Genomic DNA, 26,944 nt, shown 5'->3' with positions numbered 1-26,944 from the left:
AGATGGAAGCGCCGCCACAACAGCAGCCACGCGAAGATCCGCTGCCTCGGCGAGCAGGCCATGGCCACCCTCAAGGGCTGGCGCCTCCTGCGGAAGCTCCGCTGCAGCACCAACCGAATCACCGACGTCGTGAAGGCCGTCCTTGTCCTTCATCATGCGTCAGCGTGAGCTTGGAAAAGGCTCACTTGCCCCGAACCGCACCGGGCTGGAGCCAGATCATTTACCCGCGATGCTCAAATCGCCCTCAGAGTTCCCCACGCGCCGCCACAAGATAGAGGCGGCGCGGTAAATTCTCATCAACCGGTCGCCCTGACCAAGCGATCCACTTCAAGGGGGAATCTTGCGATCAGTGATCAGCAGGAGTCTGTTAGTTCAATTACTGCGGTAACCATCCTGGGAACAGCCGGCTCGGCCGCCTTCGCGGAATCCGCAGAGGTAACTCCTGTCGAGGAAAGCGTTCTACAGCCCGGCCCTCCGCCAGAGGAGGAAGAGGGCTTCACGCCGGCTCCGACCGACGAGGTGCCGGAGCTTCCACCCACACCGAGCAAGCCGCCGGCCAACGGCCCGAGTAGCGAGTACTGCGGCCCGAGCAAGAACATCTACAGGCCGAACGCGAATCTCGGCAAGTACCACGCAGGCGTCGGCGCCGCTCAGGCCAACTACAACGGCACCAGCCGCACAGCCCGCTCGTGGTTCAAGTCCGAGACAGGCGGCGAGGTGGGCGTGGCCATATCGTCCGAGGTCAAGGTATCCGCGAGCGTGGTTGTAGCGGAGGTCGAGGCGAAATACGGTGTCGAGCTCTCAGCCAAGCTGACCGTCAAGGTCGGCAACGAGATCCAGATCGACACGCCGCCCAAGAAGACCACATACGGAAAGTGCGGGGTCTGGCGAATGAAGAACACCGGCACGGCCTACACGATCTACAGCAACTGCACAACGTCGCCCAAGAAGACCGGGACAACCCTCACGCCTTGGTACGTCGGGTGGTACCTGTGGGAGCGGTGAGCCAGAACTTCGGACGGCTCTCCAGGAAGAGAATCCTGCTTCTGGGAGTCAGCGCATCCGTGGCCCTCCTTTCCGTCGGCTGCACTGCCGACGGAAAGGAGGACCAAGCGAAGCCTTCGACTTCCGCCGCCCCTTCATCGCCCCAGGCGAGCACGACCGGCACGAAGGAGGAACCCTCCGGCTCTGTCACGGCACCTCCAGAGATCCCGGACATGAAGCTCCTGGCCTCCGTGGCGAATGTTCAGGGCAACATGGAGGTACCCCTGAAGGATGGCGTTCGCCAGGCGCCCCTTGGCATCGCGATTTCGTGCCAGGGCAAGGGAACGATGAACGTCACCTACGCGCCTTCCGGGCTTTCCTTCCCGCTTCAGTGCGCGGATGACACGGTCAGTACCACGTACAACCAGATCGATCTCAAGCACAAGCGGGCGTCCGCCTCCGTCAGCGTGCGGGCACCGAACTCCGTGCGCTGGGCCATGAGCGTCGGCCAGTAGAAGAATCGAGTCGGGCGGTCCTGCGGGGGAGGCGGCGCGGCCCGCCGCCCCCGCTTCCCCCGCACCCTCAGCGCCCCCGCGCGCCCCGCGCCCCCCACGTCCTGCTCAGGTCCAGCGCGCTCAGGGCGAACATCAGGACGCCCAGCGGGAGGTGCACCGACGGCACGTGCGCCACGCCCAGGATCACCTGGGCCGAGGCCAGGACCAGGAAGCCCGTCGCGTACAGGATCGGGCGCGGGGAGCCGCCGCCCGGACGCCACGCCAGGATCGCCGCCAGCAGGTAGACCATCGTCGCGCCGTACATCACGCGCGCCCCGACCCCGTGCAGCAGCTCCCCGTACGACGTGGAGAGCACCAGCCCCGCCGTGCTCGCCTGGAAGAAGATCGCCACCGTCTGGAGCGCCACCGACACCTTCAGGAACGTCACGCGGTTCCGGCCCGCCGTCGTCGCCTCTACAGCCATGGTCCGGCCCCTCTTTCCGCCTCGCGGCAGTAGATCGATACTGTCTCGACAGTCCGACGAAACGGAGCCGCGAAGTGTGAGGCGACGCGACGCCGCCAGGGGAATCAGGAGCGCCGTCCGTCATGAGTACGCCCGCCGGGACCGATCCCGCATCCCTGCTCCGCGAGCGGCCCCTCCTCCTCAACATCGCCTATCGGCTGCTCGGTTCGCTCACCGAGGCCGAGGACGCCGTGCAGGAGGCCTACGCCCGCTGGTACGCCCTGACTCCCGCCCGGCGGGCCGCCATCGACTCGCCCGGGGCCTGGCTCACCACCGTCGCCGGGCGCGTCTGCCTCGATCTGCTCGGGTCGGCCCGGGTCCGGCGCGAGCGCTACGTCGGCGAGTGGGTTCCCGAGCCGCTGCCCGACCGCGCGGAGTGGATCGGCGGGGCCGTGGGCGGCGGCGCGTCCGCCGTGCCCGACGATCCCGCCGACCGGGTCACCCTCGACGAGTCCGTCAGCATGGCCTTCCTCGTCGTCCTGGAGTCGATGACGCCCGCCGAGCGGGTCGCGTTCGTCCTCCACGACGTCTACCGCTACCCCTTCCCCGAGGTCGCCGGGATCGTCGGCCGGACGCCCGCCGCCTGCCGCCAGCTCGCCTCCTCGGGGCGGCGGCGGGTGCGCGCCGCGCACGCCCCCGCCGTTCCCGTGGCCGGGCAGGCCGGTCTGGTGCGGCACTTCAAGGAGGCCTGGGAGGCCGGGGACATCAAGGCCGTCGTCGGCCTCCTCGACCCGGACGCCACGATGGTCTCGGACGGCGGCGGGCTCGTCGGGACGGTCCTGCGGCCGGTCGTGGGCAGTCGGCGGATCGCCGAGTACCTCGTGTTCATCGCCGCCAAGGCACCCGGCCTGACCCTCCTGGAACGCACGGTCAACGGCCGGCCGGGGCTGGTCGCCCAGCACTCCGGCGTGACCGTGACCGTGGCGGCGTTCGACCTCAGCGGTGACCGCGTCGGCCGTATCTGGGCGGTCCGCAACCCGGAGAAGCTCCAGGCGTGGGCCGCCCTCGACACCCCCGGCACCCCCGGGGCCCCCGCCCCGACTACTGACCCAGCCGGTATCTGATCTTCTTGATCAGTTCCTTCAGGTCCGGCTGCCTCAGCAGGCTGTAGTGGTCCGCGTCCAGTTCCACCACCGTCGGCGGGCGCGTCGACCAGCCCTCCGCGTTCTCCAGGAACGAGTAGTCGTCGCCCGCCGCCTTGAAGAGCGTGACCGGGCACCTCACCTGCCGTTCACTCAGCTCCCTGAACGTGTACGTGAACTCGGAGGTCTCCTCGACGATCGCCACGATCCGGGCGATCAGGTCCGGATCCAGCGCCGGGAAGCGGTCCGCGATGTGGGCGACGAACGCCCCTCGGTCCCGGATCTCCTCCGGCAGCGCCTCGATCGCCCCCGAGAACACCGAGTTGAGGATCGTCACGAACGCCGGATTGTCGTACGCCGCCCCTCCCGTCTCCCCCGAGCGGACCTTCGGGGAGCCCGGGGCGATCAGGAAGAGGTTCTCCACCTGCTCCCCCGCCGCTTCGAGCAGGTGCGCCGACTCGAAGGCGACCCGGGCGCCGAAGGAGTAACCCCAGAGGGTGTACGGGCCCGCCGGCTGGCGCCGCCGTATCGCCTCCACGTCCGCCGCCGCCATGTCACGGATGGTGTCGTACGGCTCCTCGCCCCGGTTGATGCCGTAGGCCTGCACCCCGTAGAAGGGGCGGTCGATGCCGATCTCCTCCGCGAGGTGCCGCAGGTTCATCGTGTAGCCGCCGAGGCCCGGCCAGCAGTAGACCGGCGGGCGCGCGCCCGGAGCGTGGAGCCGGACCAGGCGGGAGGCGGGGGTGGCGGCGGCGCCGTCCAGCCGGTGGGCGAGCTTCTCGATCGTCGGGCGGTCGAAGAGGATCTGGAGCGGCAGCCCCGCGCCGAACTCGCGGTTGATGCTCGTGACGAGCGCGACCGCGATCAGGGAGTTCCCGCCCGACTCGAAGAAGTCGTCGAGGACGGAGACCGCCCCGGGCTCCTCGTACTTGAGGGCCGCCGCCCAGATCTCCGCGAGCCTGCTCTCCGTGCGGGTGCGGGGGTGGACGTGCGGGCGGCCGTGCAGGCCCGCGTTGACGACCGCCAGTTCGCCGAGCGCCCTCGTGTCGACCTTGCCGTTCGCGGACAGCGGCAGCCGGTCGAGGACCACGACCCGGTTCGGGATCATGTAGTCCGGCAGGTGGTGGACGAGGTCGTCACGGATCATCTCCGCCGGCCCCTTCATGTGGACGGTGTCCTCGTACATGCCCTCGCTCAGCCGCTGCTCCTCGGAGACCCGGCCGCCGACGAAGAAGTACGAGGGACCGGTCTCCCGGCCCGCCGCCGTCAGGATCTCGTCGACGCGACGGGCGGCGGGCAGCGGGTGGCCGGACTTCGAGCTGTAGCCGGAGGACATGAACCCAAGCCCGTGGGTGCCGAGTTGGAGGCGCTGGAGCGCCCGGCCGAGGTCGACGTACGCCCGGCCCGTCTCCGCCGTGCGGCTGATCACCGTGATGCCGAGCTGCGCCCGCTCGTAGACCGCCTGGTTGATCGCGATCACGTGCTTCTTCTCGACGAGGGAGGGCGAGATCAGGCGTAAGCCGCCCTGCTCGTAGGCGTACTGGCCGGCCGGGAGGTTCGCCACCAGGCCCGGGTGCGCCTGGACGTAGAGGTCCACCTCGGGGTCGGCCCGGCACTCCTCGTCGTACGGGACGACCTCGTACGACGGCTCCTCGGGCGCCGGCGTCCCGCACGGCCGGATGTCCAGCCCGTACCCCGGCAGGATCTCCTCGAACAGGCCCACCATGTGGCCCGTCTCGATCTCCAGGACCTCCTGGATGTTGTTCCGGTAGACCGGTTCGATCGCTTCCCGCCGTCCCCGGAACGACACCCGCAGATACGGTTCGCCCTCGCCCGGGACCGCCTCCGTCAGGTACAGCCGGTGCCGGACCGGGTGGTAGTAGTACGTGCCCGGCTCCAGGCCCGTGATCCCGCGCGCCTCCACGTACAGCTGGGTGGCGTACAGGGCACCCGGGGAGGCGAAGCCGTACTTCGGGAGCAGGCGTTCCTCGCTGGTGAACTGGCCGAACCAGCGCAGGATCTCGCCCAGGTCGCCCACCGTCAGGCCCGCGATCGTCCGGGAGCCGATGCCCTCGGGGCGGCGGGCCAGGGCCGCGAGGACGTCGGCGCGGGTTACCTCGCCGCCCTCGTAGAAGCGGTAGGTCTTGCGGGCGAAGACGGTGCGGCGCATCCGCTCGGTGGGGGTGACGCCCGGCAGGACGACGACGGGGCGGCCCGCGAGGTCGGCGTCGTCTCGGGTGCCCGCGTCGGAGAGCTGCGCCTTGACCTGGAGCTTGGACTCCTTGGACTGGTGGTGGGCGCCGTGGTTGCCCTGGTCCATCAGGGCCGCTTCCTTCGGGGACAGCTCGACGCAGGCGACCAGGTTCTGGAAGCCGGTGCGGGGCTCGTCCTTCACGATCACGGCCGCGTTCTTCACCCAGTCGTGGTTCTCGACGGCGAGCGCGATCTCGTCCAGCTCGACGCGGAAGCCGCGCAGCTTGATCTGGTTGTCGGCACGGCCGGCGAACTGCACGGTGCCGTCCTCGTTCCAGCGGGCCAGGTCGCCGGTGCGGTAGAGGCGCTCGCCGGTGTCGGTGGTGACGAAACGCTCCGCCGTCAGCTCGGGACGGTCCAGGTACCCCCGCGCCACCTGGACCCCGCCGATGCACAGCTCGCCTTCGCGGATGTGGAAGGTGGTGTCGTACGCGGGTCTTCCGATGGGTATCGCGGCCGGTCCGTCGGCGGTGAGCGCGGCGCGGTCGACCGTGTGCGAGGAGGCGTTGATGGTGCACTCGGTGGGGCCGTACAGGTTGATGAGTTCGGCGGCGGGGAGTTCCGCGAGGAGCTGCGCGGCCAGGTTGCGGGAGAGGAGCTCGCCGCCCGAGTACACCCGGCGAAGGCTGGTGCAGGTGCCGAGGCGCTCGGTGTCGACGAGGGCCTGGAGGAGGGTCGGGACGCCCTGGAGCATGGTCGCGCCATGGGCGCGGATCGTGTCGAGGAGGGCCTCCGGGTCGCGGTAGCAGCCGGGCGGGCCGACGGCGACGCGGGCGCCGACCGCCGGGGCGAGGATCTCCCACTGGGCGGCGTCGAAGCTCATGGGGGTCTTCTGCAGGACGGTCGCGCCGGGGCGCAGCCGGTGCTCGGCGGCCATCCAGCGCATCTGGGCGACGATCGAGCGGTGCTCGACCATGACACCCTTGGGCTTTCCGGTGGAGCCGGAGGTGTAGATGACGTACGCGAGGTCGCGCTCGCCGATGCCGTACGGGACCACCTCCTCGCCCGCCTTCCGCCAGGCGTGCCGGACGGCGTCGTGGAGGGTGACGACGGTGGTGCCGGGCGGGGCGAGCGCGGTGACGCGGTCGCGGTGGTCGTCCTGGGTGAAGACGATCCGGGCGCCGCTGTCCTCGATCATGTAGCGGACGCGCTCCTCCGGGTACTCCGGGGAGAGGGGGACGTAGGCGGCGCCGGAGCACAGGACACCCCAGGCCCCGATCACCAGTTCGAGTGAAGGATCGACGTGGACGCCGACACGGGTGTCCTTCGTCGCGCCGAGCGTCCGCAGGTACGCGGCGAGGACGAGGGCGCCCTCCGACAGCTCCCGGAAGGTGAGCGTCTCGCCCTCGTACACCACGGCGGTGGCGTCGGGCCGTTCCAGTGTCTCGGCGTGGAGCAGCCGGTCGAGCGTGCTGGGCATGGCGGTCCTCTGGAGGAAGGGGGCGACGGGGACCCGGGCCCGGCGCCCCCGCCGGCCCTCAGCGGTAGATGAGCAGTTCGTGTTCGGTCGCGCCGGTCAGCTCGTAGCGGGTCCGGACCAGCGGGCGGCCCGCGTAGATCCGGATCAGGGTGGCGGCGTCCCCCTTGAAGGAGGCCGGCGGGCGGCCCTCGACGGGGTTGCCGAGGGCCACCGGGGTGGTGTCCCGGTCCGCCAGGACGCCCACCAGGCGGGGCGTCTCCCGCTTGCGGCTCGTCACCGAGAGGAGCGGCAGGGCCAGTTCGAGGCTCTTGCCGCAGTAGGCGCCGGGCTCGCCGAAGGCCTCCCGTACGTCTCCGGCGTGGACCCACTCGCCGAGCGCGACGGCGTCGAGCCTGCCGTCCTCGCGTCCGGCGATCACCGGTCCGGCCTCGGTGAGGCCGCGTTCCAGTTCGTCGAGGATCCGGCCGAGCGGCCACTCCTCGCGTTCGGCCACGTCGCAGGCGTTGGCCTCGGGCAGGAACACGCCCTCTTCGAGCCGGCCCTCGACGATCCGCACGAGGGCCGCCCCGCAGTGGGCGAGGACCTGCCGCGCCGTCCAGCCGGGGCAGGCGGTACGCAGCTCGTACGCCTCCTCGGGGGTGCGGCGGAGCAGCGGCATCAGCAGGTCCCGCTCCGTTCTCAGGAGCCGGTCCGGTAGCCACGGGTCGCGCACGTCGGGCGCGTCACCTGGGTCGTCGGTACACATGCGTCCTCAGTAGCGGTAGTGGTCCGGCTTGTACGGGCCCTCCACCGGGACCCCGATGTACGACGCCTGCTCGGGGCGCAGGGTCGTGAGGCGGACGCCGAGGGCGTCCAGGTGCAGCCGGGCGACCTTCTCGTCCAGGTGCTTCGGCAGCGTGTACACGTCGACGGGGTACTCCTCCGGCTTCGTGAACAGCTCGATCTGGGCGAGCGTCTGGTCCGCGAAGGAGTTCGACATCACGAAGGAGGGGTGTCCCGTGGCGTTGCCCAGGTTCAGCAGACGGCCCTCGGAGAGGACGATGACGACCTTGCCGTCCTCGAAGGTCCAGGTGTGGACCTGCGGCTTGACCTCGTCCTTCACGATCCCGGGGATCCGCGCCAGGCCGGCCATGTCGATCTCGTTGTCGAAGTGGCCGATGTTGCCGACGATCGCCTGGTGCTTCATGCGGGCGATGTCGGACGCCATGATGATGTCCTTGTTGCCCGTGGTGGTGATGAAGATGTCGGCGGTCTCCACCACGTCCTCCAGGGTGGCGACCTGGTAGCCGTCCATCGCCGCCTGAAGCGCGCAGATCGGGTCGATCTCGGTGACGATGACCCGGGCGCCCTGGCCGCGCAGCGACTCCGCGGAGCCCTTGCCCACGTCGCCGTAGCCGCAGACCACGGCGGTCTTGCCGCCGATGAGGACGTCGGTGGCCCGGTTGATGCCGTCGATGAGGGAGTGGCGGCAGCCGTACTTGTTGTCGAACTTCGACTTCGTCACGGCGTCGTTCACGTTGATCGCCGGGAAGAGCAGCGCGCCCTCGCGGTGCATCTCGTACAGGCGGTGGACGCCCGTCGTGGTCTCCTCGGTGACGCCGCGGATGGCGGCGGCGATCGGCGCCCAGTCCAGGGTGGTGCTCCGCAGCAGCTCCAGGATGACCCGGTGCTCGTCGTTCTCCGCCGTCGACGGGTCCGGGACCTCGCCGGCCTTCTGGTACTCCACACCCTTGTGGACGAGGAGCGTGGCGTCACCGCCGTCGTCCAGGATCATGTTGGGGCCTCCGGTGGGCGAGTTCGGCCAGGTCAGCGCCTGCTCGGTGCACCACCAGTACTCCTCCAGGGTCTCGCCCTTCCAGGCGAAGACGGGGATGCCGGCGGCGGCGATCGCGGCGGCGGCGTGGTCCTGGGTCGAGTAGATGTTGCAGGACACCCAGCGGACCTCGGCGCCGAGGGCGACCAGGGTCTCGATGAGGACGGCGGTCTGCACGGTCATGTGCAGCGAGCCGGTGATCCGCGCCCCGGCCAGCGGCCGCGTGGCGGCGTACTCGCGGCGGATCGACATCAGGCCCGGCATCTCGTGCTCGGCGAGGGTGATCTCCTTGCGGCCGAAGGCGGCCAGCGAGATGTCGGCGACCTTGTAGTCAGAGAAATCAGACATGTGCGGCAACTCTCCTTGCGCTGAGGATGGTTCGGTGGATGTGCAGGGCCGCCGTCGACTTGTTCAGCGTGATGTAGTGCAGGCCGGGCGCGCCCTCTTCGAGCAGCCGCAGACCCATCTGCGCGGCGTGCCCGACGCCGATGCGGTAGGCGGCGGCCGGGTCGTCCTTCGCCGCCTCCAGGCGGTGCGCCAGGTCCTCCGGGAAGGCGGCGTCGCTGAGCTCCGCGAAGCGCCTGATCTGGCGTACGTCGGTGGCCGGCATGATCTCCGGGATGATCGGGGTGTCGCAGCCCGCCGCCGCCACCCGGTCCCGCAGCCGCAGATAGTCCTCGGGGTCGAAGAACATCTGCGTGATGGCGTAGTCGGCGCCCGCCCGGCACTTGGCGACGAAGTGCGCCAGGTCCTCCGCCGGGCCCCGGGACCTCGGGTGGCCCTCCGGGAAGGCGGCCACCCCGATCCGGAAGTCGCCCAACGCGCGGACCAGCTCGACGAGTTCGTAGGCGTATCGGAATCCCCGCGGGTGCGGGGTCCAGGCGCCGCGCGGGTCGCCGGGCGGGTCGCCGCGCAGCACCAGTACGTCCCTGACCCCGGCGTCCGCGTACGCGCCGATGATGGCCCGCAGCTCGGCGACCGAGTGCCCGACGGCCGTCAGATGTGCCACCGGCCGCAGGGTCGTCTCCGTCACGATCCGCTTGGTGACGTCGATGGTCCGGTCGCGGGACGAGCCGCCCGCTCCGTACGTCACGGAGACGAAGTCCGGGGACAACGCCTCCACACGGCGGATCGCGTCCCACAGGGTCTGCTCGCCGCGCTCGCTCTTCGGCGGGAAGAACTCGAAGGAGAACGTCGGGTTCACGCATGTGGGGTTCACTGGCGTCGGCCTCCCGCGTTGAAGTAGCTCGCCTCCGGGTGGTGGACGACGATCGCGTCCGTCGACTGCTCGGGGTGCAGCTGGTACTCCTCCGACAGCTCGACGCCGATCCGCTCCGGGCGGAGCAGGGCGGCGATCTTCGCCCGGTCCTCCAGGTCGGGGCAGGCCGGGTAGCCGAGGGAGTAGCGGCAGCCCCGGTACTCGGTGCGCAGCATCCCTTCGAGGCCGGCCGGCTCCGAGGCCCCGGCGATGCCCCACTGGGCGCGCACTCTGGAGTGCCAGTACTCGGCCATGGCCTCCGCCAACTGGACGGAGAGACCGTGGAGTTCGAGGTAGTCGCGGTAGGCGTCGGCGGCGAAGAGGCGGGCGGTCTCCTCCCCGATGCGCGAGCCGACCGTGACGACCTGGAGGGCGACCGCGTCCACCTCGCCGGAGTCCTCGGCGCGGTGGAAGTCGGCCAGGCAGAGGCGGCGGCCCCGCTGCTGGCGGGGGAAGGAGAAGCGGGTCCGCTCGCCTCCGTCCTCGTCCAGGACGATCAGGTCGTCGCCCTTGGACACACAGGGGAACCAGCCGTACACGACGGCCGCTTCGACCAGGTTCTCGCGCTCGATCCGGTCGAGCAGGGCCCGCAGCCGCGGCCTGCCCTCCGTCTCGATGGTCCCGTTGTCCTTCAGGCCCCACTGGCCCTTGAAGAGGGCGGTCTCGTCGAGCCAGGGGGCGTACTCCGCGAGCGGGATGCCCTGGACGACCTTCGTCCCGAGGAAGGGGGGCTCGGGTACGGGGTTGTCGGCGGCGACGTCGGAGCGGCCGGCCGGCTCGGGCTCCCTGACCTCCGCGACGGGCGTCTCCCGCTTGGGGACCCGGCGGGGCTTGAGCGGCGGGAGCACGGCCCCGGGGACACCGCGCTTGACGCCCATGAGCGCGTCCATGAGGCGCAGGCCCTCGAAGGCGTCGCGGGCGTAGCGCACCTCGCCCTCGTACAGCTCGTGCAGGTCCTGCTCGACGTACGCCCGGGTGAGGGCGGCGCCGCCGAGGATCACGGGGAACTTCGCGGCGAGGCCCCGGCCGTTCAGCTCCTGGAGGTTCTCCTTCATGATCACGGTGGATTTCACGAGGAGACCGGACATGCCGATCACGTCGGCCCGGTGCTCCTCCGCCGCTTCGAGGATCGCGGAGACCGGCTGCTTGATGCCGATGTTGACGACGTTGTAGCCGTTGTTGGACAGGATGATGTCGACGAGGTTCTTGCCGATGTCGTGGACGTCACCCCGAACGGTGGCGAGGACGATCGTCCCCTTGCCCTCGGCGTCGGACTTCTCCATGTGCGGTTCCAGATGGGCGACCGCCGTCTTCATGACCTCGGCGGACTGGAGCACGAACGGCAGCTGCATCTGGCCGGAGCCGAACAGCTCACCGACCGTCTTCATGCCGTCGAGCAGCACCTCGTTGACGATCGCCAGGGCCGGACGCGACTCCAGCGCCTCGTCGAGGTCCGCCTCAAGGCCGTTCTTCTCGCCGTCGACGATCCGGCGCTTCAGCCGCTCGTCCAGCGGCAGCGCGAGCAGCTCCTCCGCCTTGCCGGCCTTGAGGGACTTCGCCGTCGCGCCCTCGAACATCTCCAGGAAGCGCTGCAGCGGGTCGTACCCGTCCCGGCGCCGGTCGTGGATCAGATCGAGCGCCACCTCCACCTGCTCCGCCTCCAGACGGGCGATCGGCAGGATCTTCGAGGCGTGCACGATCGCCGAGTCCAGGCCCGCCTTCACGCACTCGTCGAGGAAGACCGAGTTGAGGACGATCCGGGCGGCCGGGTTCAGCCCGAAGGAGATGTTGGACAGGCCCAGCGTGGTCTGCACGTCCGGGTGGCGCCGCTTCAGCTCGCGGATCGCCTCGATCGTGTGGACGCCGTCCCTGCGGGACTCCTCCTGACCGGTGCAGATCGTGAACGTGAGGGTGTCGATCAGGATGTCCGACTCCCTGATCCCCCAGTTCCCGGTCAGATCGGCGATGATCCGCTGCGCCACCGCCACCTTGTGCCCGACGCTGCGGGCCTGGCCCTCCTCGTCGATGGTCAGCGCCATCAGCGCCGCGCCGTGCTCCTTCGCGAGCGCCGTGACCTGCGCGAACCGCGACTCCGGCCCGTCACCGTCCTCATAGTTCACCGAGTTCACGACGGCCCGGCCGCCGAGCTTCTCCAGACCCGCCCGCAGCACCCCGATCTCCGTCGAGTCGAGCACGATCGGCAGCGTCGAGGCCGTCGCGAACCGGCCCGCCAGCTCCGCCATGTCCGCGGTGCCGTCCCGGCCCACGTAGTCCACGCACAGATCGAGCATGTGCGCGCCCTCACGGATCTGGTCCCGCGCCATCTCGACGCAGTCGTCCCAGCGGCCGTCGAGCATCGCCTCACGGAACTTCTTCGAACCGTTGGCGTTGGTCCGCTCCCCGATCGCCAGATACGCGGTGTCCTGGCGGAACGGCACATGGCTGTACAGGGAGGACGCGCCCGGCTCCGGCGTCGGCCGCCGGTCCATGACGGCGGCGCCCCGCACCCGCTCCACGATCTCCCGCAGGTGCTCCGGGGTCGTACCGCAGCAGCCGCCGACCAGGGCGGGACCGTACTCGCGGACGAAGTTCTCCTGCGCGTCGGCCAGTTCGGCCGGCGACAGCGGGTAGTGGGCGCCGTCCGAGGTGAGGACCGGCAGGCCCGCGTTCGGCATGACCGAGATCGGGATCCGGGCGTGCCGGGACAGGTGCCGCAGGTGCTCGGCCATCTCCGCCGGGCCCGTGGCGCAGTTCAGGCCGATCATGTCGATGCCCAGCGGCTCCAGGGCGGTCAGCGCCGCCCCGATCTCCGAGCCGAGCAGCATGGTGCCCGTCGTCTCCACCGTGACCTGCACGATCACCGGCAGGTCCACACCCACCCAGTCCAGGGCCCGGCGGGCGCCGATGACGGCCGCCTTCGTCTGGAGCAGGTCCTGCGAGGTCTCGATGAGCAGGGCGTCCGCACCGCCCCGGATCAGACCCTCCGCGTTCTGCTGGAAGGCCTCCCTCAGCGGCTCGTACGTGACGTGGCCGAGCGTCGGCAGCTTCGTACCGGGGCCCATGGACCCCAGGACCCAGCGGGGGCGGCCGTCGACCGCCGTGTGCGCGTCCGCCGTCGTACGGGCGATCCGGGCACCGGCCTCGGACAGCTCGTACACCTGGTTCTCGATGCCGTACTCGGCGAGCGCGGCCAGGTTCGCCCCGAAGGTGTTCGTCTCGACGCAGTCCACACCCACCGAGAAGTAGGCGTCGTGGACGGAGGCGACGATGTCGGGGCGCGTGAGGTTGAGGATCTCGTTGCAGCCCTCCAGCTGCCGGAAGTCCTCCATCGTCGGGTCGGCGGCCTGGAGCATCGTGCCCATCGCTCCGTCGGCCACCACGACCCGCGTCGCGAACTCCTCCCGCAGAGAACGCCGGGCGGTACTCACGTCAGCCCCCTCAGATGTGTGACGAGCGTGGCCGTGCAGCTCACCCCGTACGTCGTCCTGATCCGGTCCAGGAGGGAGTCCCGGTGCAGCCGGTACTCCTGCGTCCCCACGTAGTCCAGGACCGTCGCGGCCACCGCGCAGCCCAGCTGCGCCGCGCACCGCTCCGGCACGCCCCACAGCAGGCCGGCGAGGAAACCCGCCCGGAAGGCGTCCCCGACACCGGTCGGGTCGACGACCCCGGCGACCTCCACCGCCGGCACCGACAGCGGCTCACGGCCCTCGCCCCGGACCCGGACGCCCGCCTCGCCGTGGGTGGTCACCCAGGTGCCCACCCGGCGCAGCACGTCCGCCTCCGCCCAGCCGGACTTCTCCAGGAGCAGCGCCGTCTCGTACTCGTTGGTGAACAGATACCGCGCCCCGTCCACCAGCTCCCGCACCTGCTCGCCGTCGAGCCGCGCCAACTGCTGCGAGGGATCGGCGGCGAAGGGAATCCCCAGGTCACGGCAGGTGCGGGTGTGCCGCAGCATGGCCTCGGGGTCGTCCGGGGAGACCAGGACCAGTTCCAGCCGGCCGGTGCGCGCGACGACGTCCCGAAGGTCGATCTCGCGCGCCTCGGCCATCGCCCCCGCGTAGAAGGTGGCGATCTGGTTCTGGGCCCGGTCGGTCGTACAGACGAACCGGGCGGTGTGCAGCGACTCGCTGACGCGCACCGAGTCGGTGTCCACGCCGTGGTCCTTCAGCCAGACCCGGTACGGCTCGAAGTCGGCGCCGACCGCGCCCACCAGGGCGGGACGCAGGCCGAGGACGCCGAGTCCGAAGGAGATGTTCGCTGCCACTCCGCCGCGCCTGACCTCCAGGTTGTCGGCGAGGAACGACAGGGAGACCTTGTCGAGCCGGTCGGCGAGCAGCTGCTCGCTGAACCAGCCGGGGAAGGTCATCAGATGGTCGGTCGCGATGGATCCCGTGACAGCGATACGCATTTCCTCAGACCCCTTCTCCCTGATGAGCCGCCTTGTTGAGGGCCGCGACGCGGTCCGTGCGCTCCCACGTGAACTCGGGCAGTTCGCGGCCGAAGTGGCCGTACGCCGCCGTCTTCGCGTAGATGGGCCGCTTGAGGTCCAGGTCGCGGATGATCGCCGCCGGGCGGAGGTCGAAGACCTCGCTGACGGCCTCCTGGATCCGCTCGTCCGGAAGGGTGCCGGTGCCGAAGGTCTCCACGAAGAGACCGACCGGCTCGGCCTTGCCGATCGCGTACGCCACCTGCACCTCGCAGCGGCGGGCGAGACCGGCGGCGACGACGTTCTTGGCGACCCAGCGCATGGCGTACGCGGCCGAGCGGTCGACCTTGGACGGGTCCTTGCCGGAGAACGCGCCGCCGCCGTGGCGGGCCATCCCGCCGTAGGTGTCGATGATGATCTTCCGGCCGGTGAGCCCGGCGTCGCCCATCGGGCCACCGACCTCGAAACGCCCGGTCGGGTTGACCAGGAGCCGGTAGCCGTCGGACTCCAGGCTGACGCCCTCCTCCACCAGCTCCTTGAGGACGTGCTCGACGACGTACTCGCGCACGTCCGGGGTGAGCAGGCCCTCGACGGAGATGTCGGCGGCGTGCTGCGAGGACACCACCACCGTGTCGAGGCGGACCGGACGGTCCCCGTCGTACTCGATGGTGACCTGGGTCTTCCCGTCGGGCCGCAGATACGGCACGGTGCCGTTCTTGCGGACCTCGGTCAGCCGGCGCGAGAGCCGGTGGGCGAGCGCGATCGGCAGCGGCATCAGCTCGGCCGTGTCGTCGCAGGCGTAGCCGAACATCAGGCCCTGGTCGCCGGCGCCCTGCGCGGCCAGCTCGTCGCCCGCGCCCTCGACCCGGGACTCGTACGCCGTGTCCACACCCTGTGCGATGTCCGGGGACTGCGCGCCGATGGACACCGAGACGCCGCAGGAGGCGCCGTCGAAGCCCTTCGCGGAGGAGTCGTAGCCGATGTCGAGGACGGCCTCGCGCACCAGCTTCGCTATCGGCGCGTACGCCGAGGTGGTGACCTCGCCCGCGATGTGCACGAGACCCGTGGTGATCAGGGTCTCCACCGCCACCCGCGAGGACGGATCCTCGGCGAGCAGGGCGTCCAGGATGGTGTCGCTGATCCGGTCGGCGATCTTGTCGGGGTGGCCCTCGGTCACCGACTCCGAGGTGAAGAGGCGCCGGCTCATGCCTGGACCTCCACCGGGACCTTGAAGAAGTGCTGCCCGATGGCACCGAGGGTGCGGATGGACTCGACCTCCAGGGTCTCCATCTGGATCGCGGTGCCGCTCTCCTGCTCCAGCAGGAAGACGAACTCGACGAAGGACAGTGAGTCGATGAGCCGGTTCTCGATCAGGTCGAGGTCGGACGCGATGTCGTCGCGCTCGGGGTGACGCTCGAGGATCCAGTTCTTCACCGTCTGCAGGCCGTCGGCCATGGTTGCTCTCCTTTAGCTGCTGCTAGCTACTGCTGCTGGATTCGTGGGGGGGGTGGGGCTGGAGTACGGGGCGGGGGCGATGATCGGAGCGGCCACCGCGACCGCGTAGTCCACGTCGTGGCTGATGGACACGGTGATCTCGGTGATGCCGGACTCGGCGGCCATCTCGGCCGCCGCCCGGTGCAGCTCCACGAGCGGCCAGCCGCCCTCGGAACGCCGCACCACGATGTCCGGCCAGGGCAGGAACCTGCCCCTGACCCGTAAGGTCTTGAAGGCCGCTTCCTTGGCCGCGATCCGTCCGCACAGGCTCAGTAAGTCAAGCCCGGAGGAGGTGCGGCAGTCGGCGAGCTCGCCGGGGGTGAGCATCCGCTCGAAGAACCGCTCGCCGTACTGGGCGAGGAGCCTGCGGACACGGTTGACGGACACGATGTCCATGCCGAGGTTCGCCCACCCCAGGCCGCCCGCCGGCGGGGCGGCGGGACGGGCCGGCACGTCAGATCACCGGCCCGGCCGCGCCACTCGCATCGGCCCGCATGCGGGCGTTCGCGTCGAGCACCGCCCCGGTGGCGGCCTCCCAGCCGCCGTGGCGCCTGGTCAGCGCGGACAGCCAGCGTTCGAGACCGAAGGCGACACAGCTGGTGAAGGCCGGTCCGCCGGTCGACTCCAGGGTGATGTCGCAGCGGTCGCCGAAGAAGTTCCGGTGCGTGTTGACCGAGGCGATGGCCAGGTCCTCGTACAGGAACTCGTACTTCACCGGCGTCAGCCGCTGGAGGAGCGCCTTCGAGCCGCCCTTGTCGAAGAACGGGTCGCAGGCGGCCTCCTTGCGGAGCGGCAGGTCGAGGGCGGCGGCGAACCGCTGGATCCTGCCGGTGAAGTCCGCGAGGTGGGTCTCGGCGTGCTCGCGCGCGCCGATGGCGACGATCTCCCGCATGCGGAAGCCGAGCTGGCGCCGCATGCCCTCGTAGTGGGTCTCCTTGCGGAAGCACCAGGAGCAGATCGTGACGAGGGTGTCGTCGGCGACCCGGCTGCCCCGGTGGTCGAGGTAGACGGCGTAGCAGGACGCCGAGGGCAGACCCAGCGAGGCGGGTTCCAGGGCCTCGCTCGGGAAGCTGCCCGTCTCGGCGGAGAAGGGCGCGGTCGCCCGCCGCTCCAGGTCGAGCGGGGTGGCGACGACGGCCTGGTGCGGGAAGTTGTCGTAGTAGTCGAGCTTCGCCAGCTCGGCGGCCGGCAGGAGCGGGGGCATGGTCATCGGGCGGGCGCCCGCGGTCACTCCCCAGCTCTCGAACGTGTCGTCGAGGAGCCGCAGCAGGCGGGTCCCCTCCGGGCCGAGCGAGGGGAGGCCCCTGGTCTCCCCGACGGTCTCGGGGGTCGTCAAGGTCATGGTCGGTGCACCTCTCGGGTGAGGGCTCTCGGGTCGGGGAGTCGCTCAGACGACGGGCAGGCTGTCGTCGGAGAAGATCCCGGTCTTCAGGAAGAAGGCGAGCGGCTTGCGGATCGCCTTGCGCTCGTGGGGGCGGCGGCTCTCGTCGGCGACCAGCGCGTTGCGCAGGGCCAGCGGGTCGGGGATTCCGGCGTCCCGGTACACGTGGGGGTTGTAGAGGGAGTTGACGCTGTAGACGACGTACCGCTTGAGGTACGCCTCCACCTCGCGGACCCGCTCGGCGCTGACGGCCTGGCACATCCGGCCGTACAGCAGGGAGACCAGCTCGCGCCCGAAGGCGATGTGCCGGGACTCGTCCTGGTGGTGGATGCGGTTGACCTCGCGAATGGTGTGGCACAGCGAGGTGTCCTTCGCCATCCGGGAGTTGTAGTGGTCGACCAGCTCCTCGAAGAAGAGGATGCGGGTGAAGACCAGGAAGTTCTCGACCTCCGGCTCCCAGGCCGCGTCGGCGCGCATCGCGGTGGAACCGTAGATCTTGTGGCCGTAGCGGCGGCAGAACTCGGAGAAGAACCACATGTGTTCGTTCTCCTCACCGATGAAGTGGTGGAAGAAGTCCGAGGGCACCTCGAAGCCGGGCATGTGGATGCGGCCGACGACCTCGATGAGGAGTTCGCGGATGCCGTGCACATTGAGGCTGTAGAAGTTGATGGACTCCCACTTCGACAGGCGCTGAAGCGTTTCCTCACCGAGGGCGTCGTAGTGCTCGGTGCCGTAGACGGTGAGCAGCTCCGGCGTCATCCAGAAACGGTTCTCCTCCAGCGTCTCGGGCCACTGGAAGGTCTGGTACGGGTTGTAGTAGTCCTCGACCGAGCGCTCGCTGAGGCGCTCCAGGACCTCCATGAACCGGTCGGTGACCGGCAGCGGGGCGGCGACGCCCATGGTCTGGCTCCATTCTCTTTTTCAGGCTCGGTTCACCTCCGGGGCGCTGGAGCCGAGCTCACATCACCGATCGTGCTCGACCCCTCGTTCCTCGGGGCCTGCGCGCGCTCGGCGCTGTTCCCTCGGCGCGCCCCTTCGGCTCACTCGCCCTCGGGGTGGACCGGGACTACGGGCGGACTTCGTAGACGGCGTTGACCGGGGTCTCGGTCGCGCGGCGCCAGCGGGTGAAGCCGGCCTCCTCCGCGATGGCCCGGAAGGCCTTCTCGCCGGAGTGGTTGCCGAGCGCGTGCGGGCCGCGCTGGGCGACCGCGACGGGCAGGCACATCACGGCGGACAGGGCCATGAACATGCGGGCGGCGGGCGTCTGCACGTCGATGTCCTGCGGGGAGACGTTCGACTCGACGAGCATCCAGGTGCCGTCCGCGTCCAGGGACTTGTGGACGTGCTGGGCGGCGGCGACCGGGTCGCCCATGTCGTGCAGGGCGTTGAAGAAGCACACCAGGTCGTAGCCGGCGCCCGGGTAGTCGTCGGCGGACGCCACCTCGAAGACGACCCGGCCGGACAGACCGGCCTCCTCGGCGAGCTCCCGGGCGATCGAGATGGCCTCCTCGGAGTAGTCGAAGCCGTGGACGGTGGCGTTCGGGAAGGCCTTCGCGATGAGCAGCGTGGTGTGGCCGACGCCGCAGCCGACGTCGACGACGGTGCCGCCGGCGGCCAGCTTGTCGGTGACCTGGTGCAGCGCGGGCAGCCAGTCCGGGACGAGCTTGTGCTCGTACGTCGGCTGGAAGAAGGAGCCCATGCCGGTGTCGAGGGCCGCGTCGTGCTCGGCCCAGCCGACGCCGTCACCCGTGCGGTACGCGTCGACGAGCAGGTCCTCGGTGGCGTACAGCGCCTTGAGGGCGGTGAAGAACCCGGCGGCGTACGTGACGGCCTTCGGGTCCGCGAGGACCTCGACGTGGTCGGCGGGCAGGGTGTACGTGAGGGAGCTGGGGTGCCGCTCGACGTACCCGGCGGAGAGCTGGGCGTGCAGCCACTCCTCGATGTACCGCTCGTTCGTGCCGGTGGTCTCCGCGAGCGCGGCGGCGGTGAGCGGGCCCTTCTCGGCCAGCGCCTTGTAGAGCCCGAGGCGCTCGCCGAGGGCGACGGTCAGGCCGCGGACCGCCGCACCGGCGTCGGTGATGACCCTCTGGTGGAAGTCGTGGGCGCTCATGCGGCCTTCTCCTCCTCGTGCGTCGGCAGGTCACACGTACTGTGCTGACCCGGGGGACGACCCCCGGACCCCCGGCGGGCGGTCATGCGGCCACCCCCGAGTCGACACCGGTCGCACCCGGCAGGTCACACGTGAAGAGGAACGACCTCGGCACGCGCGGGACGGAGCGGGCCGGGACCGGGTAGGGCCAGCGGTCGAAGTCGGCGCCCGGCTCACCGGGCTGCCTGACCTCCCGTACGGCCCAGCCGCAGTCGGCGAGCAGCGCCTCGGGCTCCTCGGTGCCGAAGAGCCACGGGTTGCCGTCCTCGTCCAGGGCCTTCATGAAGCCGCGGGCGAGCGGGTTCTCCAGGGCGGCCCTGGAGATGACGTCGCCGAGCAGCACGGAGCCGGGAGCGGCGTGCGCGGAGAGCGTCGATATCAGGGTCCGTACGGCCTGCTCGGGCAGGAAGAACAGCAGGCCCTCGACCACCCACAGGACGGGCTCCTCGCTCTTCCAGCCCGCCTCCTTGAGGGCGCCGGTCCAGTCCTGGGTGAGGTCGACCGGGATCGGTATCCGGGTGCGGCCCGCGGGCTGCGGCTCGTCCTTGAGCATCTCGGCCTTGGCCTCCAGGAGGGCCGGGCGGTCGAGCTCGTAGACGGTGACGCCGTCGGGCCAGGGCAGCCGGAAGAAGCGGGTGTCCATGCCGGCGGCGAGGAAGACGACCTGACGGATGCCCCGCTCCTCGACGGCCCGCACGATGGCGCGGTCGAGGTAGGTGGTGCGGATGGCGAGGAACGGCACGGTGCCGCCCCCGGCGTAGCGCTCCAGCAGTTCGAAGCCGATCGTGTCGGCGACGGTGCGCGCGTAGGGATCGGCGAACAGCCGGTCCTCGCGCTCGGTCTCCAGGGCGCGCGCGGCGGCGGTCCACTGGGCGGTGCGGGATACGGCCTCCACGGGAGGTCCCCCTTCACTCGTGAACGGTCTGGTGTGGGTGGGGTGGTGCGGGAGGTACGGACGGCCGTGTTCAGGGGCCCGACGAAGGACGGATCGTCAGGCGCTCATGACCGGGACACAGGTCTTGGCCGGTCGCGCGCACGCGACGGGGTCCTCGGCCGCGGGCATCGACGACAGATGGCCGGCCTCGGAGTCGGCGGGGCGCCGGCGGAAGATGCTGTGCAGGATCATGCTGAACACGGCCGTCCCGTCGGCGGCCACCAGGGTGCACCGCGGTTTGACGGTGCCGGTGGCGGGGTTGAACGGCGACGGGGTGACGCCGAGGATCTCGACGCGCGCGGTGAGGACGTCGCCCGGGCGCACGGGCCGCAGGTAGCGGACCTCGTCGATGCCGGGCGAGCCCATGCAGGCGCTGTAGGCGAGCAGTCCGTCGACGTAGCGGCGCATGAACATCGCCTGGGTGTGGAACCCGCTCGCGATCAGGCCGCGGAACTGCGACCGCTCCGCGCGTTCGGGGTCCGTGTGGAAGGGCTGCGGGTCGAAGCGCCTGCCGAACTCCAGCACCTCCTCCGCCGTGACGGTGACGGCGCCCAGCTCATGGACGTCGCCGGGCCGGAAGTCCTCGAAGTAGCGCATCTCGCGCCCCCCTTGACCTAGGAGTGGTCTTTCCCTGGCACACCCCAATCTACGAATCGACCATTTATTTTGTCAACCCAAAAGACGGGCCGGGCCCGTCCTGAAGAGCTTGCTGCACGTCCGACCAGAGGTCCCCGGCGTCCTCGATGCCCACGGACATCCGAACGAGCCCGGGAGCGACCCCGGCGGCCTCCAGGGCGGCCTCGTCCAGCTCCCGGTGGGAGGTGGACGCGGGGTGCGTCACGAGGGTCTCCACGCCGCCGAGGGAGAGCGCCAGCTTGGCCACCCGTACGCGCTCGACGAAGGCCCGGCCCGCCTCCCGGCCGCCCGCCGGCTCGAAGGAGAGCAGCCCGCCTCCGCCGGAGAGCACCTTCCCCGCGCGCTCGTACGAGGGGTGGCCGGCGAGCCGGGGATAGTGGACGGCGGTGACGCCCGGGTGGGCGTCGAGCCGCTCGGCGAGCGCGGCGGCGTTGGCGCAGTGCTCGCGCATCCGCAGCGGCAGCGTGGGTATCCCGCGCAGGGTCAGCCAGGCCGCGAACGGGTCGGCGCAGGCGCCGAGTTCGACCGTCCGGGGCCAGACCCGGCGGCGCAGCCCCTCGTCCGCGAAGACGGCGGCGCCGCCCAGCACGTCGGAGTGCCCGGAGAGGTACTTGGTGGTCGAGTGCACCACGATGTCGGCGCCGTGCTCCAGGGGGCGGCACAGCACGGGCGAGGCCAGTGAGTTGTCGACCACGCTCGTCACGCCGAGCGCGCGGGCGGCGGCCAGCAGCCCCGGCAGGTCGGGGACCTGGCCGGTGGGGTTGGCGATGGTCTCCAGGACGAGCAGCCGGGTGGCGGGATGCACGGCGGCGGCCTCCAGCTCGCCGGGGTCGTCACCGGATATCCGGACGACCTCGATCCCGTACCGCTCGGAGAGGTCGGCGAGGACGGCGTGCGTGCCGCCGTACAGGCACCGCTGGGCCACCACCCGGTCGCCGGGCCGCAGGAGGGCGAGCAGAACCCCGCTGATCGCGCCCATGCCGGAGGCGAAGGCGATGGCGCCCTCGCCGCCTTCGAGGCCGGTGAGGGTCTGTTCGAGGGCCCGCACGGTCGGGTTGCCGCGACGGCTGTAGACGTACCGCCCGTCGGGGTCCGCCATCGCCCCGGCCAGCTCGGCGGCGGAGTCGAAGGCGAAGGCGGAGGACTGCACGAGAGGCACGGAGAGCGGCCAACTGCCGCTCTGGAACGGCTCGTTGACGACGTGCACAGCACGGGTGATCAGTTCCACGACGGTCCTTTCGAAGACCCTGACGGGATACGGAAAAGGGGCCGCCCGATGTCCGGGGAAGGACATCGGGCGACCCCTTCGGGGCGGTTCAGGCAGTGACCTTCTCGCCCTGCGCCGCGGGGGCGGCGGACTCGGCCGCGAGGGCCTTGTCGCTCTTCATGACGAGGAGGGTGATCACACCGCCGACGGCGGCGATGATCGCGGCGCCGATGAAGGCGGACGAGAAGCCGTCCGTCAGCTTCGGCAGGTTGCCGAGCTGGTCGGCGCCCTGGGACATCGCGACGGCGGTCAGCGCGGCCAGACCGAGCGCGGAGCCCACGTTGTAGGTGGTGTTGACGATGCCGGAGGCGAGACCGGCCTGCTCCTGCGGGGCGCCGGACATGGCGGCGATCATCGCGGGGATGTAGGCGAGGGACATGCCGAGCGCGGCGACCAGCGAGGCCGGCAGGACGTCGACGAGGAAGGAACCGGTCGGCGGGACGGCCGCCAGCCAGACCAGACCGGCCGCGAGGACCAGCAGACCGCCGCCGATCAGCGGCTTGGCCCCGACCTTCATCATGAGCCGGGCGGTGATGGCCGTCATGAAGATCATGAGGAGCACGGTCATCGGGAGCAGCGCGGCGCCGGACTCGAAGGCGCCGAAGCCCAGCACCTGCTGGAGGTACAGGTTGAGGAAGTACCACATCGGGATCCAGGCGGCACCGAGCAGCGTCATCGCCAGGTTGGCCGAGCCGAGGCGCGGGACCCGCCAGACGCTGAGCGGCATGAGCGGCTCGCCGATGCTCTTCTGGATCACGAAGAACAGGACCAGGAGGACGGCGGCGCCGATCAGCTGGAGGATCGTGCCGGTGGAGCCCCAGCCGACCTCGGGGGCGCGGACCACGGCGAACACGGCGAGCGCGAGACCGGCGGTGACGGCGGCGGCTCCGAGGACGTCGACCGAGCCGCGGCGGGACTCGACGTTCGGGAGCAGCTTGGTCGCGGCGAGGGTGGCGAGGCCGATCGGGATGTAGATGATGAAGACCCACTGCCAGCTCATCCACTCGGTGAAGACACCGCCGAGGAAGACGCCCGCGGTACCGCCGGCGGGAGCGGCGGCGCCGTACAGCGCCATCGCCTTGCCGAGCTCCTTCGGGTCGTGCATGAAGAGCATCATGAGCAGGGTCATGGCGGAGGGCGCGATCAGCGCACCGCCGACGCCCTGGACGGCGCGGCCGACGATCTCGACCCAGGCGGTCTGCGCGGCGGCGGCCACGACGGAACCGGCGATCATGACCGCCCAGCCCGAGACGAAGATCTTGCGGGCGCCGACCAGGTCGGAGAGGCGTCCGCCGAGGAGCAGCAGACCGCCGAAGACGATCACATAGGCGTTGAAGATCCACTGGAGCTCGCTCTGCGAGAAGCCCAGGTCCTTCTGCATCTCGGGGAGCGCGACCCCGATGATCGACGTATCCATGATGACCATGAACTGTGCGGCGGCGAGCACGACAAGTGCCCACCAGCGCCGGGGATTGACGGTTGACATTGCCCTGACCCTTCGCTCGCTACGACCCCCGACCGAAGCCGGGGCATACCCCTAGGGGGTACCTGTGCGCAGCACCGTAGCATACCCATGGGGGGTATGTAAGAGTGAGGTGAGGGCGCGTGGGAAGCACTGCCTCCGCACCCCCGGCCGGGCACAATGCCCCCATGACCGCAGACCAGGACCCCGCGCTCCTCCGGCGCTGGAACACCACCCTGCTCGCCGCCCGCGCCGGCCGCGAGGGCCCCGACCCCGCCCCCTACGGCCGCAACCTGCTCGCCCGCTGGGCCGAGCCGCAGCGCCACTACCACACGGTCGACCACCTCAGGGCGGTCCTCGACCGCATCGACGAACTGACCGATCAGGGTGGCGAGGGCGGCGAGTTGGAGCTCGTACGGCTCGCCGCCTGGTTCCACGACGCCGTCTATCGCCCCGACCGCTCGGAGAACGAGGAACGCTCGGCGGCCCTCGCCGAGAAGGCCCTCACCGAGGCCGGACTCACCCCGCACGAGGTCACCGAGGTGGCCCGGCTCGTCCGCCTCACGACCGGCCACGACCCGGCCGGCGGCGACCTCAACGGCGAGACCCTCTGCGATGCCGACCTCGCGATCCTGGCCTCGGACCGCGATACCTACAGGGGGTATACGGCGGCGGTGCGCGAGGAGTACGCCTTCGTCCCCGAAGCCGCCTTCCGCGAAGGCCGCGCGACGATCCTGCGCCACCTCCTCGGACTCCCCCGCCTCTTCCGTACGCCCTATGGCGCGGCGGTCTGGGAGGAGCGGGCACGGGAGAACATGGAACGGGAACTCGCGGAACTGACGGACATGTCCGGAAAGGCCTGAACGGATCGAGTCGACCTCGAAACGTAATGAGAAGGACCCTCTTCCGCCGGTAAGATCATTTCACTTTGTCTTCACCCGCGAGAGATTCCAGGAAAAAGACCATGAGACTGCGTACGGCCCTCCCGATCGCCGCCGTATTGCCCGCCCTGCTCGCCCTGTCCGCGTGCAGCGGCGAATCCTCGGATTCGGGCGACAAGAATCCGAAGGCGAGCGCGCAGAACACGCGGAGCGCCGAGGAGAAGGAGGCCGCGGAGGCGAAGAGGCTCGGCGCACTCGACACCAGACAGCTCGAAAAGGTCGCCCTCACGGGAAAGACCGCCGGATTCGACGCCAAGAAGATAGCCAAGGCGGAGGTCGAGGCCGGCCGCGGCATGGAGGCCGACCGGAAGGCCTGCCAGCCGCTCGCCAGCCTCATCGGCGGCTTCACCCACATCCCGGCCGTCAGCGAGGTACACCGCTCGCTCCAGCCGGTCGAGGCGACCAGCGCGACCGTCGGCTCCATGTGGCTCGCCTCCCACTCCGAGGAGAACGCCGCCCGGGTGATGAAGGAGCTGCGCGCCGCCGTCACCGACTGCCCCAAGGGCTTCAAGACCCTCGGCCTCACCTACGGAAAGGTCGAGAGTCTCCCGGCGCCGAAGCTCGGTGACGAGGCCGTCGGCTACCGGATCACCGGCGACATCGGCAAGCAGAAGGTGCCGATGACGTACACGGTGGTGCGCGAGGGCGGAATCATCGCCGCGTTCTACGGCGTGAACATGCTGGACACGCAGAAGGCGGCGATCCCGGAACCGCTGATCAAGGCGCAGCTGGACCGCCTGGGGGGCTGACGTCCCCCCGTTTTTCCGTACCCACGGAAGAGGCCTCCCCCGGAAAGCTCTCGCTTTCCCGGGGAGGCCCCTTTCATGTCGGCCGACCAGGTCAGTCGACGTGCCCCGATTCCATCGGGAACTCCGGCGGCGAGGGGGCGTCGTACAAGGACTGAAGGTCACCCATCAGCTCGTACTCCGCCTCCCGCCAGGACGGGTTGGCACCGACGACGAAGCTGTCGCCGTCCCGTTCCAGCATCCACGTGTACGCGGCGCTTTCCTCCGGAATGCCGTGCCGTTCACCGAGCACGGCGAACTCCTCGGCGGTCGCCCGCCGGATGTGGAGCCCGTTCCGGTAGAGGGGCTTGAGGAACATCAGTTCCACATGCCCGATGGAGACCTCGACCCTCGTCGTGGTCTGGTCCACCAGGGTGGCCGGACTGGTCAGGAACAGTTGCCGGTGCGAGGGGAGAAACGCGGTGACTCTGAAGAGCCGCCCCTCCCGGATGAAATCCGTCATGACCGCCGTCTTCCTCTCCTTATTCGACCGGTGTTCCGTTGGCGTAGGTCAGCTTCGTCGGATAGACCTGCTTGACCACCATCTTCCCCGTCTCCGGGTCCCTCACGGTCATGTGCCACTCGACGGAGGCCCACTTCCGGTACTCCATCCGGAGAGCCGCACGGAGCTTGACCATCTCCCACGCGGTTCCGTAGCCGCCGTCCTGAATGAGCTTCCAGCTGCTGTCCGGGATCGAGTCCCCTCGCGCCAGAAGCATGGACAGCGCCTCGTCGGCGGTCTTGGCGCCCTCGACACCGTCCAGGGAGACCGAGAGCTTCACGTTGGGGTTGGACACCGCCCGCTCCACACCCACCGTCCAGATGGCGCGCTTCCCCAGCCCCATGCTCTCCGGCAGTTCGATGCCGTACAGCTCCTTGTTGTTGAACGTCTGACCGCCGAGGGACTTGGCCAGGTCGTCCGAGTAGGGGTTGATTCCGAGGACGACGTGATCGCCGTCCTTCACCAGACCGGCGAGGATCGCGGCGCACTTCTTGACGAGGTCGTCGCCGCTCGACGCCACCGAGAACGAGGCGACCTTGAAGGTCACGACGTCCCCGGCCTGGCACACCTCGTCGATCTTCCGGAGGATCCGGCTGATGATGCCCGAGATGGCGGCCTCGGTCAGACCGATGGTGCGGAGCGCCCGGTAGGCGTCCATGAACCCGACGCCCATCCTGAGGGAGGCGTCCAGCGCGGCCACTCCGGCCTTGGCCCCGCGGAAGAGCGGGCCCGCGACGAACCAGCTGGCCGCCCAGGCGCAGTCGCCCCAGCTGCCGCCCGACACACCCGGGGTGAGCAGCTTCGCGCAGCCGATGAAGTCCCCGAGGAGGATGTCGACCGGGTCGATGCCCGAGTTGAACTCGGTCATCGTCAGCGTGATGGTGAGCGTCTTGGTCTCGGCCTCGGTCGTCTCCGGGCCGAGGTAGACGGTGTCCGCGGCCGGGCAGCTGCCCGAGGCCGTGTACTGCTCCCACGGCACCATGCACATGTACACGTCGACGTGCGACTTGTACGTGACGTCGGACGTGACCTTGCAGTCCCCGAAGTGGATGATCGGGTTGCAGTTGTCCTTCTTGACGTTCTTCGGCTCACCGATGTACTCGATGTGGTCGAGCACCGCCCACACATCGCTGATCCCGG

At 70.2% G+C, this 26,944-nt stretch carries 25 protein-coding genes; 6 read left to right on the top strand and 19 right to left on the bottom strand.

All coding sequences use genetic code 11. The annotated features are described in order from the left end of the window. From ABT154_RS33475 to ABT154_RS33465, 3 genes are all read left to right on the top strand, one after another. Positions 1-168 (top strand): transposase family protein (locus tag ABT154_RS33475; protein ID WP_351862093.1); only part of this gene is annotated, 168 nt, incomplete at its 5' end. 351 nt (positions 169-519) lie between these two features. Beyond that, positions 520-1,005, top strand: a complete 486-nt coding sequence (locus ABT154_RS33470; RefSeq protein WP_351862091.1) for a hypothetical protein — start codon at positions 520-522, stop codon at positions 1,003-1,005. Next, positions 1,002-1,499, top strand: a complete 498-nt coding sequence (locus ABT154_RS33465) for a hypothetical protein (protein ID WP_351862090.1) — start codon at positions 1,002-1,004, stop codon at positions 1,497-1,499. The genes ABT154_RS33470 and ABT154_RS33465 overlap by 4 nt, the downstream gene beginning before the upstream one ends. Positions 1,500-1,566: 67 nt before the next feature. On the opposite strand, the gene ABT154_RS33460 is transcribed toward ABT154_RS33465, so the two are convergent. Continuing rightward, positions 1,567-1,962 (bottom strand): hypothetical protein, encoded by a 396-nt coding sequence (locus ABT154_RS33460; RefSeq protein ID WP_351862088.1) that lies wholly within the window; start codon positions 1,960-1,962, stop codon positions 1,567-1,569. 122 nt (positions 1,963-2,084) lie between these two features. On the opposite strand from ABT154_RS33460, the gene sigJ reads away from it, so the two are divergent. Further along, a complete protein-coding gene (gene sigJ / locus ABT154_RS33455) occupies positions 2,085-3,065 on the top strand; it encodes an RNA polymerase sigma factor SigJ (protein ID WP_351862087.1) in 981 nt (326 codons plus the stop codon). On the opposite strand, the gene ABT154_RS33450 is transcribed toward sigJ, so the two are convergent. The 16 genes from ABT154_RS33450 to ABT154_RS33375 form a co-directional block, all read right to left on the bottom strand. After that, complete coding sequence (locus ABT154_RS33450; RefSeq protein WP_351862085.1) at positions 3,043-6,756, bottom strand: non-ribosomal peptide synthetase family protein; 3,714 nt, start codon at positions 6,754-6,756, stop codon at positions 3,043-3,045. The two genes, sigJ and ABT154_RS33450, sit on opposite strands and share 23 nt — an antisense overlap. Before the next feature lie 58 nt (positions 6,757-6,814). Further along, a complete protein-coding gene (locus tag ABT154_RS33445) occupies positions 6,815-7,501 on the bottom strand; it encodes a maleylpyruvate isomerase family mycothiol-dependent enzyme (RefSeq protein ID WP_351862083.1) in 687 nt (228 codons plus the stop codon). A 6-nt stretch (positions 7,502-7,507) separates the two neighbouring features. Continuing rightward, positions 7,508-8,917, bottom strand: coding sequence for an adenosylhomocysteinase (gene ahcY, locus ABT154_RS33440; RefSeq protein WP_351862081.1), 1,410 nt, complete (start codon positions 8,915-8,917; stop codon positions 7,508-7,510). Continuing rightward, the gene (gene metF / locus ABT154_RS33435) at positions 8,910-9,773 is read right to left on the bottom strand and encodes a methylenetetrahydrofolate reductase [NAD(P)H] (protein WP_351862079.1); all 864 of its coding nucleotides are present in this window, start codon (positions 9,771-9,773) and stop codon (positions 8,910-8,912) included. Before metF ends, ahcY begins: the two co-directional genes overlap by 8 nt. An 11-nt stretch (positions 9,774-9,784) precedes the next feature. Next, complete coding sequence (gene metH / locus ABT154_RS33430; RefSeq protein ID WP_351862077.1) at positions 9,785-13,255, bottom strand: methionine synthase; 3,471 nt, start codon at positions 13,253-13,255, stop codon at positions 9,785-9,787. Continuing rightward, complete coding sequence (locus ABT154_RS33425) at positions 13,252-14,235, bottom strand: carbohydrate kinase family protein (protein WP_351862076.1); 984 nt, start codon at positions 14,233-14,235, stop codon at positions 13,252-13,254. The genes metH and ABT154_RS33425 overlap by 4 nt, the downstream gene beginning before the upstream one ends. Before the next feature lie 4 nt (positions 14,236-14,239). Continuing rightward, complete coding sequence (gene metK, locus ABT154_RS33420) at positions 14,240-15,460, bottom strand: methionine adenosyltransferase (RefSeq protein ID WP_351862075.1); 1,221 nt, start codon at positions 15,458-15,460, stop codon at positions 14,240-14,242. Next, positions 15,457-15,708 (bottom strand): phosphopantetheine-binding protein, encoded by a 252-nt coding sequence (locus ABT154_RS33415; protein WP_351862074.1) that lies wholly within the window; start codon positions 15,706-15,708, stop codon positions 15,457-15,459. The genes metK and ABT154_RS33415 overlap by 4 nt, the downstream gene beginning before the upstream one ends. A gap of 12 nt (positions 15,709-15,720) precedes the next feature. Further along, the gene (acpS, locus tag ABT154_RS33410) at positions 15,721-16,200 is read right to left on the bottom strand and encodes a holo-ACP synthase (protein ID WP_351862073.1); all 480 of its coding nucleotides are present in this window, start codon (positions 16,198-16,200) and stop codon (positions 15,721-15,723) included. A 1-nt stretch (position 16,201) separates the two neighbouring features. Then, the gene (locus ABT154_RS33405) at positions 16,202-17,089 is read right to left on the bottom strand and encodes a class-II aminoacyl-tRNA synthetase family protein (RefSeq protein WP_351862072.1); all 888 of its coding nucleotides are present in this window, start codon (positions 17,087-17,089) and stop codon (positions 16,202-16,204) included. A 45-nt stretch (positions 17,090-17,134) separates the two neighbouring features. After that, entirely contained in the window at positions 17,135-18,028 is an 894-nt protein-coding gene (locus tag ABT154_RS33400; protein WP_351862070.1) for a diiron oxygenase, read from the bottom strand. A gap of 166 nt (positions 18,029-18,194) precedes the next feature. Next, a complete protein-coding gene (locus tag ABT154_RS33395) occupies positions 18,195-19,238 on the bottom strand; it encodes a class I SAM-dependent methyltransferase (protein ID WP_351862067.1) in 1,044 nt (347 codons plus the stop codon). Positions 19,239-19,320: 82 nt separating this feature from the next. Then, positions 19,321-20,172 carry a class I SAM-dependent methyltransferase gene (locus tag ABT154_RS33390; protein WP_351862066.1) on the bottom strand — a complete coding sequence of 284 codons (852 nt, stop codon included), beginning with the start codon at positions 20,170-20,172 and terminating at the stop codon, positions 19,321-19,323. 96 nt (positions 20,173-20,268) lie between these two features. Next, positions 20,269-20,808: a MaoC family dehydratase gene (locus ABT154_RS33385; RefSeq protein ID WP_351862064.1), complete on the bottom strand. Its 540-nt coding sequence runs from the start codon at positions 20,806-20,808 to the stop codon at positions 20,269-20,271. Positions 20,809-20,872: 64 nt separating this feature from the next. Then, the gene (locus ABT154_RS33380; RefSeq protein ID WP_351862063.1) at positions 20,873-22,075 is read right to left on the bottom strand and encodes a trans-sulfuration enzyme family protein; all 1,203 of its coding nucleotides are present in this window, start codon (positions 22,073-22,075) and stop codon (positions 20,873-20,875) included. A gap of 88 nt (positions 22,076-22,163) precedes the next feature. Further along, a complete protein-coding gene (locus ABT154_RS33375; protein ID WP_351862061.1) occupies positions 22,164-23,600 on the bottom strand; it encodes an MFS transporter in 1,437 nt (478 codons plus the stop codon). A 164-nt stretch (positions 23,601-23,764) separates the two neighbouring features. Here ABT154_RS33375 and ABT154_RS33370 point away from each other — a divergent pair, with 164 nt between their 5' ends. Together ABT154_RS33370 and ABT154_RS33365 are read left to right on the top strand one after the other, a co-directional pair. Then, positions 23,765-24,439: an HD domain-containing protein gene (locus ABT154_RS33370; RefSeq protein ID WP_351862059.1), complete on the top strand. Its 675-nt coding sequence runs from the start codon at positions 23,765-23,767 to the stop codon at positions 24,437-24,439. A 101-nt stretch (positions 24,440-24,540) separates the two neighbouring features. Further along, complete coding sequence (locus ABT154_RS33365; protein ID WP_351862057.1) at positions 24,541-25,266, top strand: hypothetical protein; 726 nt, start codon at positions 24,541-24,543, stop codon at positions 25,264-25,266. A gap of 91 nt (positions 25,267-25,357) precedes the next feature. Here ABT154_RS33365 and ABT154_RS33360 read toward each other — a convergent pair whose 3' ends face one another. Together ABT154_RS33360 and ABT154_RS33355 are read right to left on the bottom strand one after the other, a co-directional pair. After that, positions 25,358-25,765, bottom strand: coding sequence for a hypothetical protein (locus tag ABT154_RS33360; protein WP_056553176.1), 408 nt, complete (start codon positions 25,763-25,765; stop codon positions 25,358-25,360). A gap of 19 nt (positions 25,766-25,784) precedes the next feature. Next, positions 25,785-26,944 (bottom strand): polymorphic toxin type 27 domain-containing protein (locus ABT154_RS33355; RefSeq protein WP_351862055.1); only part of this gene is annotated, 1,160 nt, incomplete at its 5' end.

Source organism: Streptomyces sp. NPDC001728 (genome assembly GCF_040297565.1).
Lineage (GTDB): Bacteria > Actinomycetota > Actinomycetes > Streptomycetales > Streptomycetaceae > Streptomyces.
Note: the sequence above shows the minus strand (reverse complement) of the source record. Positions and strands in the feature narration are given on the sequence as shown.

Excerpts from the sequence above, each read along its gene's own strand:
- ABT154_RS33415 (WP_351862074.1), bottom strand. The coding sequence starts at position 15,708 with ATGGCCGACGGCCTGCAGACGGTGAAGAACTGGATCCTCGAGCGTCAC.
- ABT154_RS33385 (WP_351862064.1), bottom strand. The coding sequence starts at position 20,808 with ATGCGCTACTTCGAGGACTTCCGGCCCGGCGACGTCCATGAGCTGGGC.
- ABT154_RS33445 (WP_351862083.1), bottom strand. The coding sequence starts at position 7,501 with ATGTGTACCGACGACCCAGGTGACGCGCCCGACGTGCGCGACCCGTGG.
- ABT154_RS33400 (WP_351862070.1), bottom strand. The coding sequence starts at position 18,028 with ATGGGCGTCGCCGCCCCGCTGCCGGTCACCGACCGGTTCATGGAGGTC.
- ABT154_RS33450 (WP_351862085.1), bottom strand. The coding sequence starts at position 6,756 with ATGCCCAGCACGCTCGACCGGCTGCTCCACGCCGAGACACTGGAACGG.
- ABT154_RS33395 (WP_351862067.1), bottom strand. The coding sequence starts at position 19,238 with ATGAGCGCCCACGACTTCCACCAGAGGGTCATCACCGACGCCGGTGCG.
- sigJ (WP_351862087.1), top strand. The coding sequence starts at position 2,085 with ATGAGTACGCCCGCCGGGACCGATCCCGCATCCCTGCTCCGCGAGCGG.
- ABT154_RS33365 (WP_351862057.1), top strand. The coding sequence starts at position 24,541 with ATGAGACTGCGTACGGCCCTCCCGATCGCCGCCGTATTGCCCGCCCTG.
- metK (WP_351862075.1), bottom strand. The coding sequence starts at position 15,460 with ATGAGCCGGCGCCTCTTCACCTCGGAGTCGGTGACCGAGGGCCACCCC.
- ABT154_RS33405 (WP_351862072.1), bottom strand. The coding sequence starts at position 17,089 with ATGACCTTGACGACCCCCGAGACCGTCGGGGAGACCAGGGGCCTCCCC.
- ABT154_RS33375 (WP_351862061.1), bottom strand. The coding sequence starts at position 23,600 with ATGTCAACCGTCAATCCCCGGCGCTGGTGGGCACTTGTCGTGCTCGCC.
- ABT154_RS33360 (WP_056553176.1), bottom strand. The coding sequence starts at position 25,765 with ATGACGGATTTCATCCGGGAGGGGCGGCTCTTCAGAGTCACCGCGTTT.
- ahcY (WP_351862081.1), bottom strand. The coding sequence starts at position 8,917 with ATGTCTGATTTCTCTGACTACAAGGTCGCCGACATCTCGCTGGCCGCC.
- ABT154_RS33425 (WP_351862076.1), bottom strand. The coding sequence starts at position 14,235 with ATGCGTATCGCTGTCACGGGATCCATCGCGACCGACCATCTGATGACC.
- ABT154_RS33460 (WP_351862088.1), bottom strand. The coding sequence starts at position 1,962 with ATGGCTGTAGAGGCGACGACGGCGGGCCGGAACCGCGTGACGTTCCTG.
- ABT154_RS33370 (WP_351862059.1), top strand. The coding sequence starts at position 23,765 with ATGACCGCAGACCAGGACCCCGCGCTCCTCCGGCGCTGGAACACCACC.